At 61.3% G+C, this 17,685-nt stretch carries 11 protein-coding genes; all 11 read right to left on the bottom strand.

Features of this window, described 5'->3' with window-relative positions; translation table 11 throughout:
* Nucleotides 1-34 precede the first annotated feature (34 nt).
* Nucleotides 35-1,471 carry a S41 family peptidase gene (locus PQG80_RS16225; RefSeq protein ID WP_271752449.1) on the bottom strand — a complete coding sequence of 479 codons (1,437 nt, stop codon included), beginning with the start codon at nucleotides 1,469-1,471 and terminating at the stop codon, nucleotides 35-37.
* Nucleotides 1,472-1,474: 3 nt separating this feature from the next.
* The gene (mutS, locus tag PQG80_RS16220; protein WP_271752448.1) at nucleotides 1,475-4,201 is read right to left on the bottom strand and encodes a DNA mismatch repair protein MutS; all 2,727 of its coding nucleotides are present in this window, start codon (nucleotides 4,199-4,201) and stop codon (nucleotides 1,475-1,477) included.
* Between the two features lie 210 nt (nucleotides 4,202-4,411).
* Nucleotides 4,412-6,085 (bottom strand): putative amidoligase domain-containing protein, encoded by a 1,674-nt coding sequence (locus tag PQG80_RS16215; RefSeq protein ID WP_271752446.1) that lies wholly within the window; start codon nucleotides 6,083-6,085, stop codon nucleotides 4,412-4,414.
* Between the two features lie 249 nt (nucleotides 6,086-6,334).
* Nucleotides 6,335-6,892: an outer spore coat protein CotE gene (locus PQG80_RS16210; protein ID WP_271752445.1), complete on the bottom strand. Its 558-nt coding sequence runs from the start codon at nucleotides 6,890-6,892 to the stop codon at nucleotides 6,335-6,337.
* Between the two features lie 119 nt (nucleotides 6,893-7,011).
* Nucleotides 7,012-8,001 carry an aromatic acid exporter family protein gene (locus PQG80_RS16205; RefSeq protein ID WP_271752444.1) on the bottom strand — a complete coding sequence of 330 codons (990 nt, stop codon included), beginning with the start codon at nucleotides 7,999-8,001 and terminating at the stop codon, nucleotides 7,012-7,014.
* A 141-nt stretch (nucleotides 8,002-8,142) separates the two neighbouring features.
* Nucleotides 8,143-9,204 carry a Gfo/Idh/MocA family protein gene (locus PQG80_RS16200; RefSeq protein WP_271752443.1) on the bottom strand — a complete coding sequence of 354 codons (1,062 nt, stop codon included), beginning with the start codon at nucleotides 9,202-9,204 and terminating at the stop codon, nucleotides 8,143-8,145.
* Between the two features lie 63 nt (nucleotides 9,205-9,267).
* Nucleotides 9,268-13,083, bottom strand: coding sequence for a malectin domain-containing carbohydrate-binding protein (locus PQG80_RS16195; RefSeq protein WP_271752442.1), 3,816 nt, complete (start codon nucleotides 13,081-13,083; stop codon nucleotides 9,268-9,270).
* 33 nt (nucleotides 13,084-13,116) lie between these two features.
* Nucleotides 13,117-14,112 (bottom strand): Gfo/Idh/MocA family protein, encoded by a 996-nt coding sequence (locus PQG80_RS16190; RefSeq protein ID WP_271752441.1) that lies wholly within the window; start codon nucleotides 14,110-14,112, stop codon nucleotides 13,117-13,119.
* A gap of 13 nt (nucleotides 14,113-14,125) precedes the next feature.
* Nucleotides 14,126-15,769: an extracellular solute-binding protein gene (locus PQG80_RS16185; protein ID WP_271752440.1), complete on the bottom strand. Its 1,644-nt coding sequence runs from the start codon at nucleotides 15,767-15,769 to the stop codon at nucleotides 14,126-14,128.
* Between the two features lie 46 nt (nucleotides 15,770-15,815).
* Complete coding sequence (locus tag PQG80_RS16180) at nucleotides 15,816-16,706, bottom strand: carbohydrate ABC transporter permease (protein ID WP_271752439.1); 891 nt, start codon at nucleotides 16,704-16,706, stop codon at nucleotides 15,816-15,818.
* 34 nt (nucleotides 16,707-16,740) lie between these two features.
* Nucleotides 16,741-17,640: an ABC transporter permease gene (locus PQG80_RS16175; RefSeq protein ID WP_271752438.1), complete on the bottom strand. Its 900-nt coding sequence runs from the start codon at nucleotides 17,638-17,640 to the stop codon at nucleotides 16,741-16,743.
* Between the last annotated feature and the right edge of the window lie 45 nt (nucleotides 17,641-17,685).

The raw sequence follows: 17,685 nt of genomic DNA, 5'->3' as shown, positions 1-17,685 counted from the left end.
ATCGTCCTCCCTTCTGACGGATATCGACGCGCGGTTAGGCCGCCGAATCGAACAGCGTCACGGTGCCGTCGCCGGCGGCGGCCCAGGTCAGATTATCGAACCATTTGGACAGCAGACGGACATCGACGTAGCTGACCCCGTTTTTGACGATGACGTGACTGTCCGTGGTGGCGACACGGTGCGCGCTGCCGTCCCTGGAGAGCACGATCTGCTTGACCTTGGGGTCGTAGCTCAGCGTCGCTTCCGAGGCGACCGCGCCCAGCTTGGAGCTGACGTACCAGACGCCGTTTTTCTTCACGACGGAACCGGCGTCGGCCAGGCGAATGCCGTTGACGACGAGCGCGCCTCTGCCGGCGGTCAGGCGAACGTCGCCGCCGCCGGCGAGCCGGTAGGCGGCCAGCAGCTGCTGGAGATTGCCCGAGACGGCGACGTCGGGCGCAAGGCCGACCTTGTCCACCTTTTTGCCGTCCGGCGTCTTGTATTCCTGCACCGTCACCTTCAGAGTGCCGCCGGATTCGACGGGGATCAGCTGCTGGATGACGCCCTTGCCGTACGTGTTGGTGCCTACCAGCTTCGCGACGCCGTATTCCTGCAGCGCGCCGGACAGCAGCTCCGTCGCGCTCGCGCTCCCCCCGTTGACGAGAATGTAGACGGGATAATCGCGGCTCGTGCCGTGAAGCTCGATCGGCGTGTCCTTGCCGTCGCGGTCCGCGACATGCGCGAGTATGCCTTCCGCGACGAACAACGCGGCGATCTGCTGGGCTTGATCGACGAATCCGCCTCCGTTGCCGCGCAGATCAAGGACGAGCGATGCCATGCCTTTGCCCTCGAGGGACTCGAGCTGCGCCTTGAACTTGGCTGCGGCGTCTGCAGAAAAGGAATCCAGGCGCAGGTAGCCCACGCCGTCCCCCATCAGGCGCGAAGTCGCGACGGGCAGCTGCAGGGAAGTCCTCGCCACCAGGAACTGCAGCTTGACGATCCCTCTCTTGATGCCGATGTTGACGTTCGATCCTTCCGGACCCGCGGCCATTTCCATAATCTTATCGATCGTCTTGCCAGTCGTTGCGACGCCGTCGATCGAGACGAGCGCGTCGCCAGGCAGCAGCCCGGCCTTGTACGCCGGACTGTCGGGCACGATGTCCTCGAGATAGGTGACGCCGTCGTCCTGGGACATGACGATGCCGATGCCGACGAACGACTGATTGATCGCGTTCGAGAACAATTGGAGCTCCTCGGGCGAAAAATATTCCGTGTAAGGGTCGCCAAGCGTGTCGATCATGGCGTCGATCTCGGATTCGCTCAGTTTATCGTCCGTCGGCTTGCTGATATGGTACTCTTCCAGCAGTTGCCGCACCTCCTGGACCTGATCCTGCGTAGCCGCTCCGGCGCCCGCCGGCAGCCAGAGCAGCGCGAGCGCGATGCACAACGTCGCCTTGAGCAGCAAGCCCGTCGATTTCCGATATCCTCTCAAGTTTCAATCCCCTTTTCCGATCAGTTGATTGCGCGCGTCGTTCAGCCATTCCAGCGCCTGCAGGGGCGTCATGCGCATGACGTCGAGCTTGCGCATCTTGTCGAGCAGCCTGTCCGCCTCCGGCGTCCTCGCCTTCGCCGCCTTGGCATCGGAGGACGCCGCGGCTTCCTCGAACATCGAGAGCTGCAGCACGGCGGCCGAGGCGGCCGCTGCCGAAGACTCGGCCACGGCGACGGCCGGAAGGGCTGCGGTCTCGGCGACGGCCGGCGGGGCCGCGGTCTCGGCCGACGTCCGCGGCTGTATCCGCTCAAGACGCGCAACGGGCTTAGGCTGCGTCTCTGCCCCGGCTCCCTCGAGCAATCCGTAGGCGCGGTTAACGATGGAGTCCGGCAGCCCGGCCAGCTGCGCGCAGTAGATGCCGTAACTGGAATCAGCCGCCCCCGGCACGAGCTTGCGCAGGAAGGTCACGCCGTCCGCGCTCTCCTTGACGGCCATGCAGCCGTTGCGCAAGCCCGCAAGCGTCTCCTCCAGATGGGCCAGCTCGTGATAATGCGTCGAGACGAGCGCCTTGCAGCCGATCCGGTCGTGCACGTATTCGATGACGGACTGGGCGATCGCCATTCCCTCGTCAGTGGACGTACCGCGCCCGAGCTCGTCGATGATGACGAGGCTGCGCGCCGTCGCCTGCTCCGTCATGATCTGGATATCCTTCATTTCCACCATGAACGTGCTCTGACCGCCGACCAGATCGTCGGCCGCGCCGATCCGCGTGAATATCCGGTCGACCATCGGCAGCTCGGCTCGAGCTGCCGGCACGAAGCACCCGATCTGCGCCATGATGCAGATCATCGCGATCTGTCGCATGTACGTGCTCTTGCCCGCCATGTTCGGACCCGTGATGAGCAGGATCGGGCCGCCTTCGCACGTCAGGTCTGCATCGTTGGAGATATAGGCGGTGCCTTCGCTCACCGCCTCGACGACCGGGTGCCGGCCGCCGCTGACCTTGAGATCGTAGCCGTCGCTCCAGGCGGGCCTCACGTAGCGGCGCTCCGCGCTCACCTCGGCGAGCGACTGCAGGGCGTCGAGGCTCGCCACCCGCTCGGCCAGCCGCTGCAGCCTCGGGATCTCAAGCGCGATGCGGTCGCGAAGATCCGCGAACAGCTCGTACTCGAGATCGATCATGCGGTCCTCGGCCTCGAGGATGAGCGCTTCCTTCTCCTTCAGCTCCGGCGTGACATAACGCTCCGCGTTGGCCAGCGTCTGCTTGCGCTCGTAGCGGCCTTCGGGCAGCGTGCCGAGATTCGCCCGCGTCACCTCGAGATAATAGCCGAATACTTTGTTAAACCCAATCTTAAGCGACTTGATGCCCGTAGCCTCGCGTTCCCTTCGCTCGAGCTCGGCGATCCACGTCTTGCCGTTCCGGCTCGCCTCGCGCAGCTCGTCGAGGCGTTCGTGGTAGCCGGCGCGGATCAGCCCGCCCTCGCGGACCGATACCGGCGGCTCTGCCGCGATCGCGTCCAGGATCGCGCCGGCGATGTCCTCGCAGGCGTCGAGCGTCTCCGACAGGGCGGAGAGCGGACCCGATCCGAGCTCCGCGCAGATCTCCTTCAGCGCCGGGATGCGGGAGAGCGACGCGCCGAGCGCGTTCAGATCGCGCGCGTTGGCCGTGCCGTAGGCGATCCGGCCGACGAGCCGCTCGAGATCGTAGATCTCGGACAGCGCGGCGCGCAGGTCCTCGCGCAGCATCCAATTGCCGTGCAGCGCCTCCACGGCGTCCAACCGCTCGTCCGCGGCTGCCCGGTCCAGCAGCGGCTGGTCGATCCAGCGCTTCAGCTGCCGGGCGCCCATCGCCGTGCGCGTGCGGTCGAGCAGCCACAGCAGCGAGCCTTTGCGCGAGCGGTCGCGCACCGTCTCGGTCAGCTCGAGATTGCGCCGCGTGAAGGCGTCGAGCGCCATGAACTGCTGCGGATCGTAGCTCTTGACCGCGCGCAGGTGGGCGAGCGAACGCTTCTGCGTGTCGCCCAGATAATCCGCGAGACGCGCGACGGCGAGCCTTCGCACCGGCTCGTGCTTGTCCCACCGCTCCTCGGGGAACTGCGCGGCGAGTCGTTCGTCCGGCGCGCGCGCCTCGTCTCTCATCGTCGCGACCAATGATCGGCCCGACGCCCTGGACGCCTCTTGCAGAATCGCGAGGGCCCGTTCATCGCCTACGGCCTCCGCGGGCCGGTATACGTTCAGCTCGTTCTTGACCGACTCCGCGGACGCCGCGAACGACGTCACGTACATCTCGCCCGTGGTCAGGTCGCATGCCGCCAGCCCGAAACGGCCGTCCTGCTCGGCGGCGCCCACGATAAAGTTGTTGGCGGTCTCGCCGAGCGACTTCGCCTCCATCACCGTGCCCGGCGTCACGATGCGCACGATCTCGCGCTTCACGACGCCCTTGGCCGCCTTGGGATCCTCCACCTGCTCGCAGATCGCGACTTTGTATCCTTTGTCCACCAGCTTCGCTATGTAACCTTCGGCCGCATGATAGGGAACGCCGCACATGGGGATGCGTTCCTCCTGCCCCGCTCCTCTGCCGGTCAGCGTAATCTCCAGCTCGCGGGACGCCGTAAGCGCGTCTTCGAAAAACATTTCATAGAAATCGCCGAGACGGAAGAACAGCAGCGCGTCCTTGGCTTCTTCCTTAACGGTCAAATATTGCTGCATCATCGGGGTATAGCCGGCCATAGAATCCTCCATATGTCGCTCTGAACTGATCCTTCTATTATACCAAGCTTTGCGAGGTTCGTCGTGCTCGCCGGGGAAACTGGCGGAATTTGTGCGCGCGGCAATGGAACGGCGCCGAATCAGAAAAGCGGCCGCGCGTCTCATCGCGGGCCGCTTCATGCCATGACATGTAAGTAATCTTAGCCGTCCATGCGACATGCCGGGCGGCATTCACTCGGGAATCCGCCACCTGCGCCGGATGTCCTCGCTCTCGTCCCAGACGCGGCCGGCTTCGATCGCATCGAAGAGCGGATCGACGGCGTCGCGGTACCGCGCATAAGCGGGCAGTGCCGCCAGCGCGCGCCGCACGACGGATGCCGCCTGCCGCAACAGCGCCGGCTCTCCGTCGTAAAAAGCGTCGCGCAACGCGTCGGCGTCCAGCGGGCGGCAGCCGGAGAGCTCGCGGGCATGCTCCGCGGCCAGCTTGGCGAGCGACAGCACGCCGAGCGCGAGCCGCGGCGATACGAGCCAGCTCGGCGGCGTCCGGTATTCGAAGCCGCCGTGCGCCTTGGGCCTGTAGTCGCCGAGCGCGCCGTAGCGCGGCCGCCGACGGCCCGCGCCAGCCGGCTCCAGCAGCCGCAAGGGCAAGGCAAGCGCGTTGTCGAGCGCCCGGAGGCGCTCGGACGTGAGGGCGATGCCGCTGAAGTGCAGATGCCCGCCCAGCGGCAATCCGCGCACGGGCACCGCGCCCGCGCGCCAGCGCAGCCCGGCGCCCGCCGTCCGCGCGGCCGCGTCCTGCAGCAGCCGGCGGATGCGCTGCGCCAGCACCCCGGGCTCGCGCGCGGGCCGGGGCCGCAGCTCGGCGATCGGCCAGCGCTGCACGCCGCGCACCACGACCGAGTCGCTGCCGGCCGGCTCGCCCGGCCCGAAATACTTCGAAGCCGGCACGATGCGACCCGCGGCCGATAGCATGACAAACTCCGGATCCGCGCCGAGAAGCGCGTCCGGCGCCTCGCCGGCCGTCTCCCCGGCCCACCCCAGGGCAAAGGCTGACGCCGCGTCCGCAAGCCTGCGCGCGCCTGCTTCGTCGAGCCCGCCGATCGACGCGGCCAGCCTGACGATGACGCCCCGGCGCCCCGAGGCGTTCACCTGCCAGGTCACGGTCCCGAGCTCGAGCCCCAGCGCATACAGCGCGCGCGCGGATGCCCTGCCCAGGCGCCTCGCCAGTTCACGGCCCGCGGCATGGTCGCCCGGGTCGGGTCGTACGACGGGCGCCTCCAACCCGAAGACGGTCACGACATAGGTCGTGTCCGATGCGCGAAGCGAGAGCGCGCCGGCTCCAATGGAGGACGTCCGCCACCCGAAGGCCGCGTCTGCCGCCGCGTCTCCCGACGCCCGGATCGCCGAGCGCAGGCCCTCGCGCGACAGCCGCCGGTCCAGCTCGGCCGGCGCCAGCGCTCCGACCTTGTCCGCCGCCGCGTTCCATAGCCAGGCTCCGGCCTGTCCCCCGGACGCGAACGCTTCAGCGCGATCGGGCATCGAGCCCGCTCCGGCGTCCCCTCCGACCACGGCCGCTACGCGCTGGTCGGCGCCGGCGGCCTCGGACGCTGCGCGCTTACTCGTCCCTGCCTCCGCTCCCGCCAAGCGTACGACGACGTCCGCTGCGCCGGGACGCATGCCTGCCTCCAGCCGCCTAAGACCTGCTGATGCCAGCAAGTCGCAGATGGCGCCCATCCCCTCGACCCATACTGTGCCGCCCTTTCGTGAACCGTCCGGCTTCCAAGAACCGCGCGGACCTGCAACGCTGTTCACGATGCCGCCGTCCCTAATGCCGTCGACCCCGTTGCCGCCGCTTGCCGCGTAGCCTCCGCCATCCAGGCCGGTCCCTGCGCCGGATTTCCTCATCGCCATCCCCCCGAACAACACGGGAAGGGCCGTCCCGCCGACGGTTGTACGTCGAAGCCGGATGACCCTTCCCTGATTCTGTCCATGCCCCAGCGCCGGGACCGCCGCCGAATCCGCGTGCGGGCCGCAGCCCGAGCGATCCGCGCGATATTGCCGGCATCGGGACGATTTTACCGAACGAAGCAGGCATCCGCCCTCGACTCTTCCATCGCTTCTGCATAGACATAAGTATCGGCCGCGGCGGGCCGCTTACAGATCGTCTTCAAGCAGATCGGCATCGAGGTCTTCGTAGTCGCCGTCGTCCATCGCAAAGTCCGCGTCCTTGCCGTCTTCGAAGTAGTTCGGATCCACGACCACGCATACCTTGGTCTCCGCGACCATCTCGACCGCGTATTCGCGCTCCACGCGAATAAGCACGGAAGTACCGCCTCCGCCGATCAGCGCCTCCACGCAATTGGGTTCCTGCGTCGCATCCGCAGAGACCTCTTCCGTGGAACTGCGATGACGGGGGTCTACATACGACAGCGGCACGAGCTCGGAGTACGAGACCGTCTCCTTGGCGACGTCGGTCTGGGAGTTCTTGTCGTACGAATACCAGATGTTGATATCGTAAGACCCGACCACCTCGATGCCGTCACCCGAACGAACCGCTTCGTACTGGTGGTTGATGATCCATGCCCCGAGAATGCTCGTGGGATGGTGCGGCGGCGTGACCGAATGGGTTATCGTCGAGAATTTACGGCCCTTGCCGCAGACCGCCTTCGTGATGATTTCCCTTCGCTGCAGCCGTTTATCCGCAAGCGTCATGCAATGACCTCCTCCATACAATCAATTCAATAAAAGTCTATGCAGGACATTCGTCTAGAGTGACAAAAATGTATCCTAGCATTGACGCTTCGTCTCTATGATTGTATGCCGGGCCTTGTTCATGAAGACCTGCGCATTTTTCCTCTTCTCCCGACGACGAGATACCTGCGGAGCTCCCTGCACAAGTGCAGCAGCGCCGCGCGGATCTCGAACTCCTCCCGCGTCGCCGGCAGCGGCATGGCCTTGAACTCCCGTTCCAGGTCGCCCAGCGCGCGCTCCGTCTTGCCCTCGTAATATTCGCTTCTGACGTCCTGGATCAGACGGTCGAACAGGGACGCGATCGCCTCGGACTGGGGAAGGCTGGACGATACGAAGGCGATGTTTTCCATCATGAGCTGAATCATGTCGAGCTGCTCGCGCCGCATGCCGAAGTAGAGCAGCCAGGGCTCGTCATGTCCGAGCAGCCGGTTTTCCTGGGAGCGCTTGGCCGTCTGCAGGCCTTCCTCGATCGCCGCCTCCGCCTTCAGCAGCTCGTCGCCGCTCCATACGGTGCCTGGATCGCGCAGGAACTTTGCCAGCTCGCCCAGCGTGACGACGAACATATCTTCGGTCGTCCGCCGCAGCGACTCGAGCGACTTGCGCTGCTTGGGCATGTAGACGAGGTTGAACGCCGTCGCCGAGCCGAGGCCGATCGCGAGCAGCGCCAGCTCCGTGCCGATCGTATGCCAGGACACGGCTTCGCTGTGGAACAGATGGAACACGATGACGGAGCCCGTCACGATGCCTTCCTTCATCTTAATGCGCGTCAGCAGCGGGAACGCGATCAGAATATAGACGGCAAGCGTCCAGACGTAAAAACCCGCCGCCGCAAAAATCGCCGAAGCGACCGCAAGGCCGATGACGGATGCCGTAAAACGCGCATACACCGTCATAATGCCGCGCCAGCGGGTCGTGTCGACGCCCAGGATGGCCAGAATGCCCGCCGCCTGCGGATTGTCCACGTGCAAGAGCATGGCGAGATAGATCGCCGCTACCGTGGCCAGCGCCGTTTTCATGACGCGCAGGCCGATAAGACGTCTAAGCCAACTTGCCCTATTCGTCACGTCCATGACCATGCCTCCGTACTTCCGCGTTATCGTCTTCCTCCATCGTAACCGTTCCGCCGAAAAGCGTCAAAACGACGCGAAATAACCCGTCGGGACACAGTCCCGACAGGCTTTCGTTCATCTATATGCCGGCTCCGGCGCCGCTTAGTCGAACACGATCTCCCTGCCCTGCTCGGCAGATTCATAGATACCGCATAAAATTTTCATCATCTCTACGCCGTCCTGAACCGGGCTAAGCGGAGAGCGATCCTCGCGGCAGCATGCGATGAAATGATCAATCTCATTTTGAAAAGCCTGGTCGGCATCAAAAGAAGCATGGTCCGTCTGCGGCGTCACCGTGACGATCGTATTGGACTTTTCCGAGATCAGCAGCACCTCGGGATCGATCTCGAGCCCGCCTTTGTCTCCGTATAGCCGAACCGAGCTCTCGTCTCTGCGCGCATGCAGCGTAAAACTCACATCCACCATTAAGGAGGCGCCGTTTTCAAACCGGATTAATGCGTTGGCCATATCCTCCACCGTGTTCGATTCTGCATCGTAGTCCGCGGATTTGTAAAAGGAAAGCCCCTGGACATGGTTACGCTGGCCAAGCTTCTTGTACGTGTTGCCGCTGACGGACTTCACCTTGGGCCGGCCCATCAGATACCAGCACAGGTCGATGATGTGGACGCCCAGATCGATGAGCGGTCCCCCGCCGGATCTCGTCTTGTCGGCGAACCATCCGCCCGGGTTGCCGAGGCGCCTTATACTTGAGGCCTTGGCATAGTAGATGCTTCCGACTTCCCCCGCCGTGATCCAGCCCTTCAGCATAGCCGCATTCGGGTCGTACCTGCGCACATATCCGATCTGCAGCTGCTTGCCGCTCTTCATTACCGCTTTTTCCACTTCCAATGCTTCTTGTACCGTCATGCAAAGCGGCTTCTCGACCAGTACGTGCTTGCCGGCTTCCAGCGCCTGAATGGCGAACGGCGCATGCGTGTTGTTCCACGTACATATGCTGACCGCATCCACCTGGGGATCCGCCATCATCCCCGCATAGTCGGTGTACACCTGCGACGCACCGAATGCCGCGGCCTGCGCTTCGGCGCGCTGCGCATTCATATCGCATACCGCATAGATCTCCGCGTCAGCATTGTTCCGGTACGCTTTCATATGATAGTTGGATATGGAGCCTGTGCCGACGATGCCGATTTTAATTTTTCCCACTGCTGCTCCCCACCTTCATTATACGCTGCTGTATGCTTTGTCTCGTGAGCAGAGCCGTGTCCGTCAGCCCGTGCGCACCACCTGGATCGCATTGACGGCCGCCGCGTCGGCAAGCGCGCTAAAGTCGATATCCAGAACGCCGTCGGTCACGGCAATCTTGTTGAATTCATAACGGCGGGCCTTGTCATGTCCGAGCGCGGCCGTAAAGTTGTCGTAACCGGACAGCATATTCGCGCCCTCGATGTCGACATTGAACACCCTGGTGCCGCCAGTATTGAAGTAGATCTCCGCGAAGTCCAGCGTCACCTTGTAGGTACCGTTCGGGACGTTGAACTTATAAGCGAACGCCTGGCCGCCGCTACCGAAGCGCTGCGTGCGGTACAGCGTCTGATCGCTCGTCCCCGATATCGTGTCCGTCGTCGTGTTGACGGCTGTCGCGGAGGTCGTGTAGCCCCATGTATTCGTGCCCGAGTACGGCTGATCCGCCGCCCAAGTCAGGCCGTTCGCGTCCGTAAAGGCCGCGGAAGCGCCCGCGTCCACCCGCTGCTCATACCCGCCGACCACATTGATTGTCCAAGTCTTGACGGTACCGAAGGAGGCAACGCCGTCCTGAACCATGCCTGCGCTGAGCGTATAGGTGCCTGGCGTAGCCGGCGCCTGAATGCTGAACGAGAAGCTCTTGCGCTGGCTGGCGGAGATCGTCTCCGTACCGGATAAAAATAGGCGCTGGTTCGTCGTGCTCAGACTGTAACCGCCGACGCCGAAATCGCCCCAAATGAATTGATTGGTCGGACCGGAATAGAGCCTGTACAAATCCGACTCTATCCAGCTGTTCGCCCCCGCATTTTGAACATCGATACTCACGTTAGCCTTGGTCCCCGCCGCCATGACGGTCGGCACATCCCAGGCGGCGAATTTGGCATCCCTCGGGGCGGCCACGTTTACGGTATACGTCTTTACGACGCCGAAGCCGGAAGTGCCGTCGTTCATCTGCATCGAGAGCGTATAGGCGCCCGGCGTCGTCGGCGCGTTGATGAAGAAGGAGAAGGTTTTCGCCTGCTCGTTTTTGATGCGCTCCGAAGCTCTCATATACGCCTTCTGATCGGTTGCGCTCACGCTCGTACCGCCGTAAGGAAATCCGCTCCAGGTCAGCTGGTTGGTCCCCGCGCTCTTCAGCGCGTAGTTGCTCGCCCGGGTCCAATCGTTCGTGCCCGTATTCTTAAAGGTGACCGATACGGGCACGACATCGCCCGGCGCCACGTATTCGGGAATATCGTCGTTAAAGCTCACCGCGTTGTTGGCGGTTGCCCCGCTCGGCGATACCCGGATGTCATAAACGCCCGTATCGCCGAACAGAGAAGCGCCGTCCTTGATCATCTGAACCGCGAACGTGTAGACCCCTCTTGTGCGTGGCGCCGAGATCGAGAAGCTGAACGTCTTGCTCGCGCCGGGTGCAATGCTGTCCGTACCGCTCAGATACGCGCGCTGAATGCCGGTGCCGCTGCTCGATCCGCCGCTGGCGAAAGCGCTCCACAGCACCTCGTTCCGATCGGGCAAGGCGGCCAGACTGAAGCTGCTCGCAGCCGTCCAGGTGGCGGTGCCGATGTTCTTCACCGTGACGGACACCGTGGATACCTGCTCCTCCGTCATGGCGGACGGGACGGTAACTGCCGTGATCCGCGCCGCATTCGCCGGAGCGGATACGACCTGGATCGTCTTCTTGCGATTGTCGCCGAACGCTGCCGCGCCGTCCTTGATCATCGAGGCCCCGAACAGGTAGCTGCCCGGCGTCGCCGGCGCCTGTACCTGGAAGGTGAACGTCTTGGTCTGCTGTGGCTGGATGCTATCCGCCGGCGCCAGGAATACCCGCTGATTGCCGGCTGCCAGCGAATAGCCGCCGTCCGGAAAATCGCTCCACGTCAGCGCATTGTCCGTGGTGGCGGACAGTCTGAACAGATTCGCCTCCGTCCAGGCGGCGCTTCCGACATTGCGGACTGTGACGGATGCCGTATACTTCTGGCCTGCGATCATCTGTTCCGGAAGCTGGGCATCCAGGAGGATGGCGTCGTTCGCCACGGCGCCCTTGACCTTTTGCCGGATCAGCGAAGCGTACGTATAGGGATCGACCGCCTCGTAGTTGTACTCCGGGTGCTCGGCTTTGATCTTCTTCATCACCTGATTGATATATTCAACAGAGGTGAAAGCAGGCTTGATGTAAAGGAAATTCGGTGCCGTTCCCGGACTCGTAAGCCCTGATGTCGCACTGTAAATATAGGCGGCCTGAGCCTGGACATTGTTGTTGGCTATCGGCACATTGTCGCCCATCACGACCATATTTGTGCTGCGCACGTCCGGCTTCGGCGAACTCAGATTCGGATTGTAGAACAGCGACAGATCGCCCGAGAACCAGCGATACGCTTCCTCGGAGGCCGGCGAGACGGGACCTGCGTTGCCGTTCAGGACAAAGCCCGACATCGTATAACCCGTCGACCGGTAGAGCTGCTCGTTCCAGCTCTTCCAGACCGGCGCATCGTGGATAAAATCGGGATTGGCATACCCGGCTGCACCGGCGCCAGCCACGAAGTAATCGTTTGACGTCGCCGTATCGTACAAAAACTGCATGATATCTCCGGCGTTCCGGGAACCCGGCACGATATTCCAGGCGATCGGGGTTTTCCCTCGCGCCGGATCCGAATTCCACACATAAGGGAACTGATAATGAACGGTGGAAGCGTCGTGATCGCCCATCCCCCAGAGAATATACGTCTTGTTGGCCAGCGCCGGGCGGCTGCCGGCTTCGGCGGCAGGCTTCAAATCCGTCGCGACCGGCGCCCACCAGTGCACCGACATGTTCGACTCGCCCATCGTATCGATGATGCTGACGATGGCCGCGTTGTATTTGGACAGGTACTCGACCGTCTTCCACTCGCCCTCGAACTCGGTATGGCTGCCCTTGCCGCCATAAGTCGAATATTTGTCCCACCACGGGAAAAAGCCGTATACTTCGATCATATTTTTGCTGCCGTAAAGCGTATAGGCCGATTGCAAAATGGTTAGAAAGGTGTCCAGATCCTTGCCGAGCGTCTGATTGGGCGCATCGAAAGGCCGCTCATCGCCCCAAGGGCTCAAATCGAACACAAATCCCTTGCGCATGACCAAGATGTCTCTAACCGATGTATATTCCTGAGAGTGGGTAACGGGCTGCCTTGCATACGCGTCTTCGATATAGCCGAGTACGCCGGCATTCGCCAGACCCGTGTCCAGATACTGCTGCTTTGCCCACATGTAGGCATCCGTCTTGGCATTGACGCCGGTGAACTGTCCGACCAGATTGCGCGTGACGATCAGGCTGTTAGGCGCGGCGATCAGTCTGGCGTACAGGCGTCCGCCGCCCATAACGGCCGGCGTCCGTTCGATGCCCGCGATCGTCGTCGCTACGTTGGCGGTCGCGTCCACCTTGGGATCCCAGACGGCGAGACCGGCAAGATCGGATCTGAACGTGCTGACCAGCGCTTCAATCGATGCGAGCGGCGTGACCGTATATTCGCTCAGCCACTGTCCCGGCTTGCGGAAGGTGTCCAGCCATTTCTCGTCGATCTGCAAGGCTTGCGTCGGTGTGATGGACGGTGTCTGGACATAAAAGGAGTTGTAGACATACAGCCGAGGTCCCTTCTGATTGACGATCCCCTGCAGCGTGGACACGAACAACTTGATATCGTAGGATTCTGCGGTATTGAACGTCCCCGAGATCTGCCGCAGATCGAATGTATAGATAACGGGGAAAGCCGCGGCCGCAGCCGGTCTGGCCTGGAAGCCAGACCAGCCGGATATGGCGAGCGCGAACATAAGGAGTACCCTTAGCAATCGGTTCATCGTCATGATGCAGCCTCCGATTCGATCGAATGAATGGCCTTAGCCAGCGGATACCAATTGTCCCGATTCGCTGGATCTGCGCGCCAGCAGGACGGCTCTTGCCGACGCGACGCAGTCGGCGGAGGACAGAATCTGCGGCTGCTCGCCTCGGATTCTGCGCACGAAGTCCAGGCATACGCTATCGGACTCCCGGACCTCCTCCATCACGTTGCGGTGATTCTGATCGTGCGTGCACAGGATGACCTCACCCGACTTGGACAGCACCTCGATGGTGCCGTCCGTGCCTATGACGAGCATTCTGCAGTCCCATGACGTATTCCGCGGCGTCAACCAATCCGCTTCAATATGGACCGTGATTCCCCCCTCCAGCACGAACAGCGCCTGAGCGAAGTCGATATAATCAGGCTTGTCCGCAAAAAAGCGGGTATGCAGCGAGCGGGCCGTCACTTCGCGGACTTCGCCGCGGCATATCCACAAGGCCAGATCGATGTCGTGAATCATCAAGTCGACGATCAGGCCGCCATTGCGGGCGTTATCGTACATCCAGGGCTCCTCTCGCTGGGCGGTCGATTCGTGGGGCCTCATCATGATGCAGCCGGCAATGTCGCCGATCGCGCCCCGATCGATCAATTCCTTAGCCTTCACGTACAGCGGGTTGAAGCGCTCGGTCAGCAGGACCGAGCATTCGGCGTTTGAAGCCGCGATCTGCAGCTCCAGCCGCGCCAGCTCCTCTTCGGTGATCGAGACCGGCTTGTCCGAGATCGTATGCTTGCCCCGCTTGAGACATTCGATGACCGCATCGGTCTTCAGGTCGTTTGGCAGGCAGACGATGGCCGTATTGCAGTCGACCTCGTCCAGCATCAGCGTGTAGTCCCTGTAGAACGGAACGCCGTAGCGCTCCGCCACAGTACGCCAGCGTTCCTCCGTCTCCATGACGGCGACCAGTTTGACGCCTTCCGCCTTCAATATTTCCTGAATCGCGTACTCTCCGTGAATCCGAAGCCCGATTGCGACGACTTTTAGTTCCATTTTCATCCGCCCGTCCGCCTTACTGCTGATTTTTCTGAACGTAGTCTGCGATAAGCTTCAGCTTTTCGGTCGTTACTTCCGGCTCGCCGATCTTTTTAAAGTTTTCGAGCATGTCCTTGGTGATTTTGCGGACCTCTTCCTCCGAGTCGGCGAAGATGGCCTTGGCCTCCCACTTGCTAATCTCCGGCCACAGATTCGGCCAGTGCTTGTCCCATTCCGGGCCTGTTCCGGAGAAGTTGAACGGAACGTTTTGCTCGCCGACAGCCGGCAGCCAGGTCTTTTGCGCCAGAATGAATTCATCGGTGCCCGGCATGACGGTGACGCGCGGTACGACAGGCGCACTCAGCAGATTATAATAGCCGACGCCGGTACCGGTTTCGAAGCTTTTGTCCGCCTTGTCCTGCTGCGCCTTCACCTCGGGCTTCGGCTCCAGCAGTCCTTCCGCGTTTTTGACGTAAAACTCGCCGTCCGGACCTGTGCTCAGGGTCGTTGCGCCTTCCGTGCTCACGCTCCAGTTGAGGAATTCCATCAACCGCTCCATATTGCGCGGATTCTCGGCGAATTTCTTGGAGACGGTCAGCGCCTGGGCCATGGTGTAGCTCGATTCCTGGTAGACCGGCATCGGCAGTCCCGGCACCTGAATCGGCGGGTTCGGAATGAAGCGTTTGCCCGGATCTTCGGCCTTCAGGACGCCGTTGGCCGTATCCATCGGACCGTTCGTGTTGAGCGTGAAGCCTACGCGACCCGAGCTGAGCTTGGCTTGATACTGTGCGGGCTGCTGGGTAATCGTCTCCCGGTCGAGCAGACCGTCCTTGTAGAGCTTATTCATGAACACCATGTAGTCTTCGATATGCGGATTGTTGAACCACCAGTGCAGCGTCTTGTTATCTTCGGACAGCTCGTACCAGTTTTGGGTCCACGAATACATGAACAGCTGACGCAAATTGTCGAAGGAGGCAGGTATGATCGCCTTGCCGTTCACGTCCGGAATTTTTTCTTTAAATGCTTTCAGGACGGCGTACAGCTCGTCCGTCGTTGTCGGCGGCGCCATTCCCACTAACTTTAGCCAATCTTCGCGAATCATCGGGCCGACGTTCATCATCATGACATCTTTGTTCGCCGCCGGATTGCCCGGAATCATGTACATCTTGCCGTCTTTTTTGCTGGCGTAGGTTACCTTGTTGTAGGACGGATCGGTATACTTCAGCAGCTCCGGGTATTTTGCCAGCCACGAGTCGAGATCGACGATATAACCCGCCTCGCCCCATTTGTTCGCGATGGCGTTGTTGACGTCGTCCGTCAGAATGCTCACGACGTCCGGGATGTCGCCGCTGGCCAGCATCGTGTTCATCTTGTCGGCCGGCGTCTTGGTGTTGGCGGCCGTGATCTGGATATCGATGTTCTTATTTTCCAGCAGCCACTGATGCATCCGGTTGTCCGTCTGCGGGGCATTTTCAAACGTGTGCATGATCATGACATTCACCTTGAGCGGCTCTTCCTTTGGCGTCTCTACCGATGCCGATGCCGAAGACGATGCCGATGTTGCGGCTGCATCCGTAGGCTTGCTATTCGTATTGCCGTTGTCTTTGGCGCATGCGGCGAGCGAGGCTCCGAGCATAGAGACGGACATCAGCGTCGCAATCAGCTTTGCTTGTTTTTTCATTTTGACGACAACCACCCTTAATTAAATTTTGTTGGAAGCCACGCCCCTAGCCTTTCAACGAGCCGATGATCACTCCCTTCACGAAGTAGCGCTGGAGAAACGGATAGACCGTCAGTATAGGCAGGACGACGACAATGAGCATGGCCATTTTGACCGACTCGGCCGTCACGGTCCGTCGCGAGCTCTCGCTCAGGTTCACGACGCCGTATGCCATCGTGCCCGCTTCGTTCTGATTGATGTTCATCACCTTCATCAGCAGCGTCTGGAGCGGCAGCAGATGCTCATTCGTCACATAGATAACGGCGGTCAGATAGTCGTTCCAGTGTCCGACGGCGGCGAACAGCGCCATCGTCGCGAAGATCGGCAGACTGAGCGGCACCGCGATCCGCGAGAAGATCGTCAGGTCGCTCGCGCCGTCTAGCTGGGCCGAATCCTCAAGCTCCTGCGGCATGGCGCGGAAAAAGGAACGGAAGATAAACACGGAGGCGGCGCCGTAGAGCGAGGGGACCACATACACCCAGAAGCTGTTGAGCAGGTGCAGCGATTTGTACAGCATATAGGTCGGGATGAGCCCGCCGCTGAAAAACATCGTCAGGATCAGCATCACGTTGATCACGCCGCGGCCCTTTAATCGCTGCTTGGACAGGCCGTAGGCCATCAGCGAGACGAGCACGATCGAGAGCAGCGTCCCGATCGCCGTCCGGCCGATCGATATCGTGTACGCGCTTAGAATATCGCTCCTGGAGAAGACGGCCGCATAATTATCGAGCGTGAACTTGCGTGGCCAGAAGTTGATGCCGCCGCGCGATGCGTCCAGTCCTTCGTTCAGCGAGATGGCGGCGATTCGCCAGAACGGGAACAGAAAGGAAAAGCAGAGAACGCTCAAAAACAGATAGTTGAACCATTGAAACACTTTTTCCCCGCGCGTTAGCTTCATGTTGACCTCCCGGTGTACTTCGATTGGATCGGTATCAGAAGACCCCGTCTTCCCCGAACCTCTTGACGATAAAATTGGCGGTAACGAGCAGGATCAATCCGATGATCGACTTGAACAGTCCGACGGCCGTCGCGAGCTCATAGTTAGCCCGGAAGACGCCGACCTTCATCACGTAGGTATCAATAATTTCCGCCCGGTCGAGAACCATATTGTTCTGCATCGCGTAAATCTGCTCGAAGCCCGCATCGAGAAAATGCGCAATATTGAGGATGAACAGCAGGATGATCGTCGCGCGGATGGCGGGCAGCGTAATATGCCACACCTGACGCCAGCGGTTCGCGCCGTCCACGACGGCGGATTCGTACAGCTCCGGGTTGACCGAGGTAATGGAAGCGAGAAAGATGATCGTCCCGAAGCCGATGCCTTTCCAGATGTCGGAGGCGAGAATCATGCCCCAGAAGTAATCGGGGTTGCCGAACCAGAATACCGGCTCCTTGATGAGCCCCAGGCCAGCCAGCGTCTGATTGATAAAGCCGCCGTCGACGCTGAACAGATCGTACCAGATGCCGGTGATGACGACCCAGGAGACAAAGAAGGGCATGTAAGAGACCGACTGTGCCAGTCGCTTGAACAGCCGGCTGCGCACCTCGTTGAGCAGCAGCGCCAGCAGGATGGGGGCCGGGAAGCCGAAGAGCATCTTCAACACGCTGATCGAGATCGTATTGCGCAGCAGTACCGGGAAGTTGGGACTGCCGAACAGCTCCCTGAAGTGAGCCAGGCCGACCCATTCGCTGCGGAAGACCCCTTTAATGATGTCGTAGTCCTTGAAGGCGATCAATACGCCATACATCGGCTGATAGGCAAAGACTAGGAACCAGACAATACCCGGGAGGACGAACAGATAGAGATAGCGGTTATTCCAGACACTCTGCAAATCGACACTCCCTTTTTCTAGAGTTGCGCTTGATGTCTCTAAGTA

This window comes from Cohnella rhizoplanae (genome assembly GCF_948329515.1).
Taxonomy (GTDB): Bacteria; Bacillota; Bacilli; order Paenibacillales; family Paenibacillaceae; genus Cohnella; species Cohnella rhizoplanae.
Note: the sequence above shows the minus strand (reverse complement) of the source record. Positions and strands in the feature narration are given on the sequence as shown.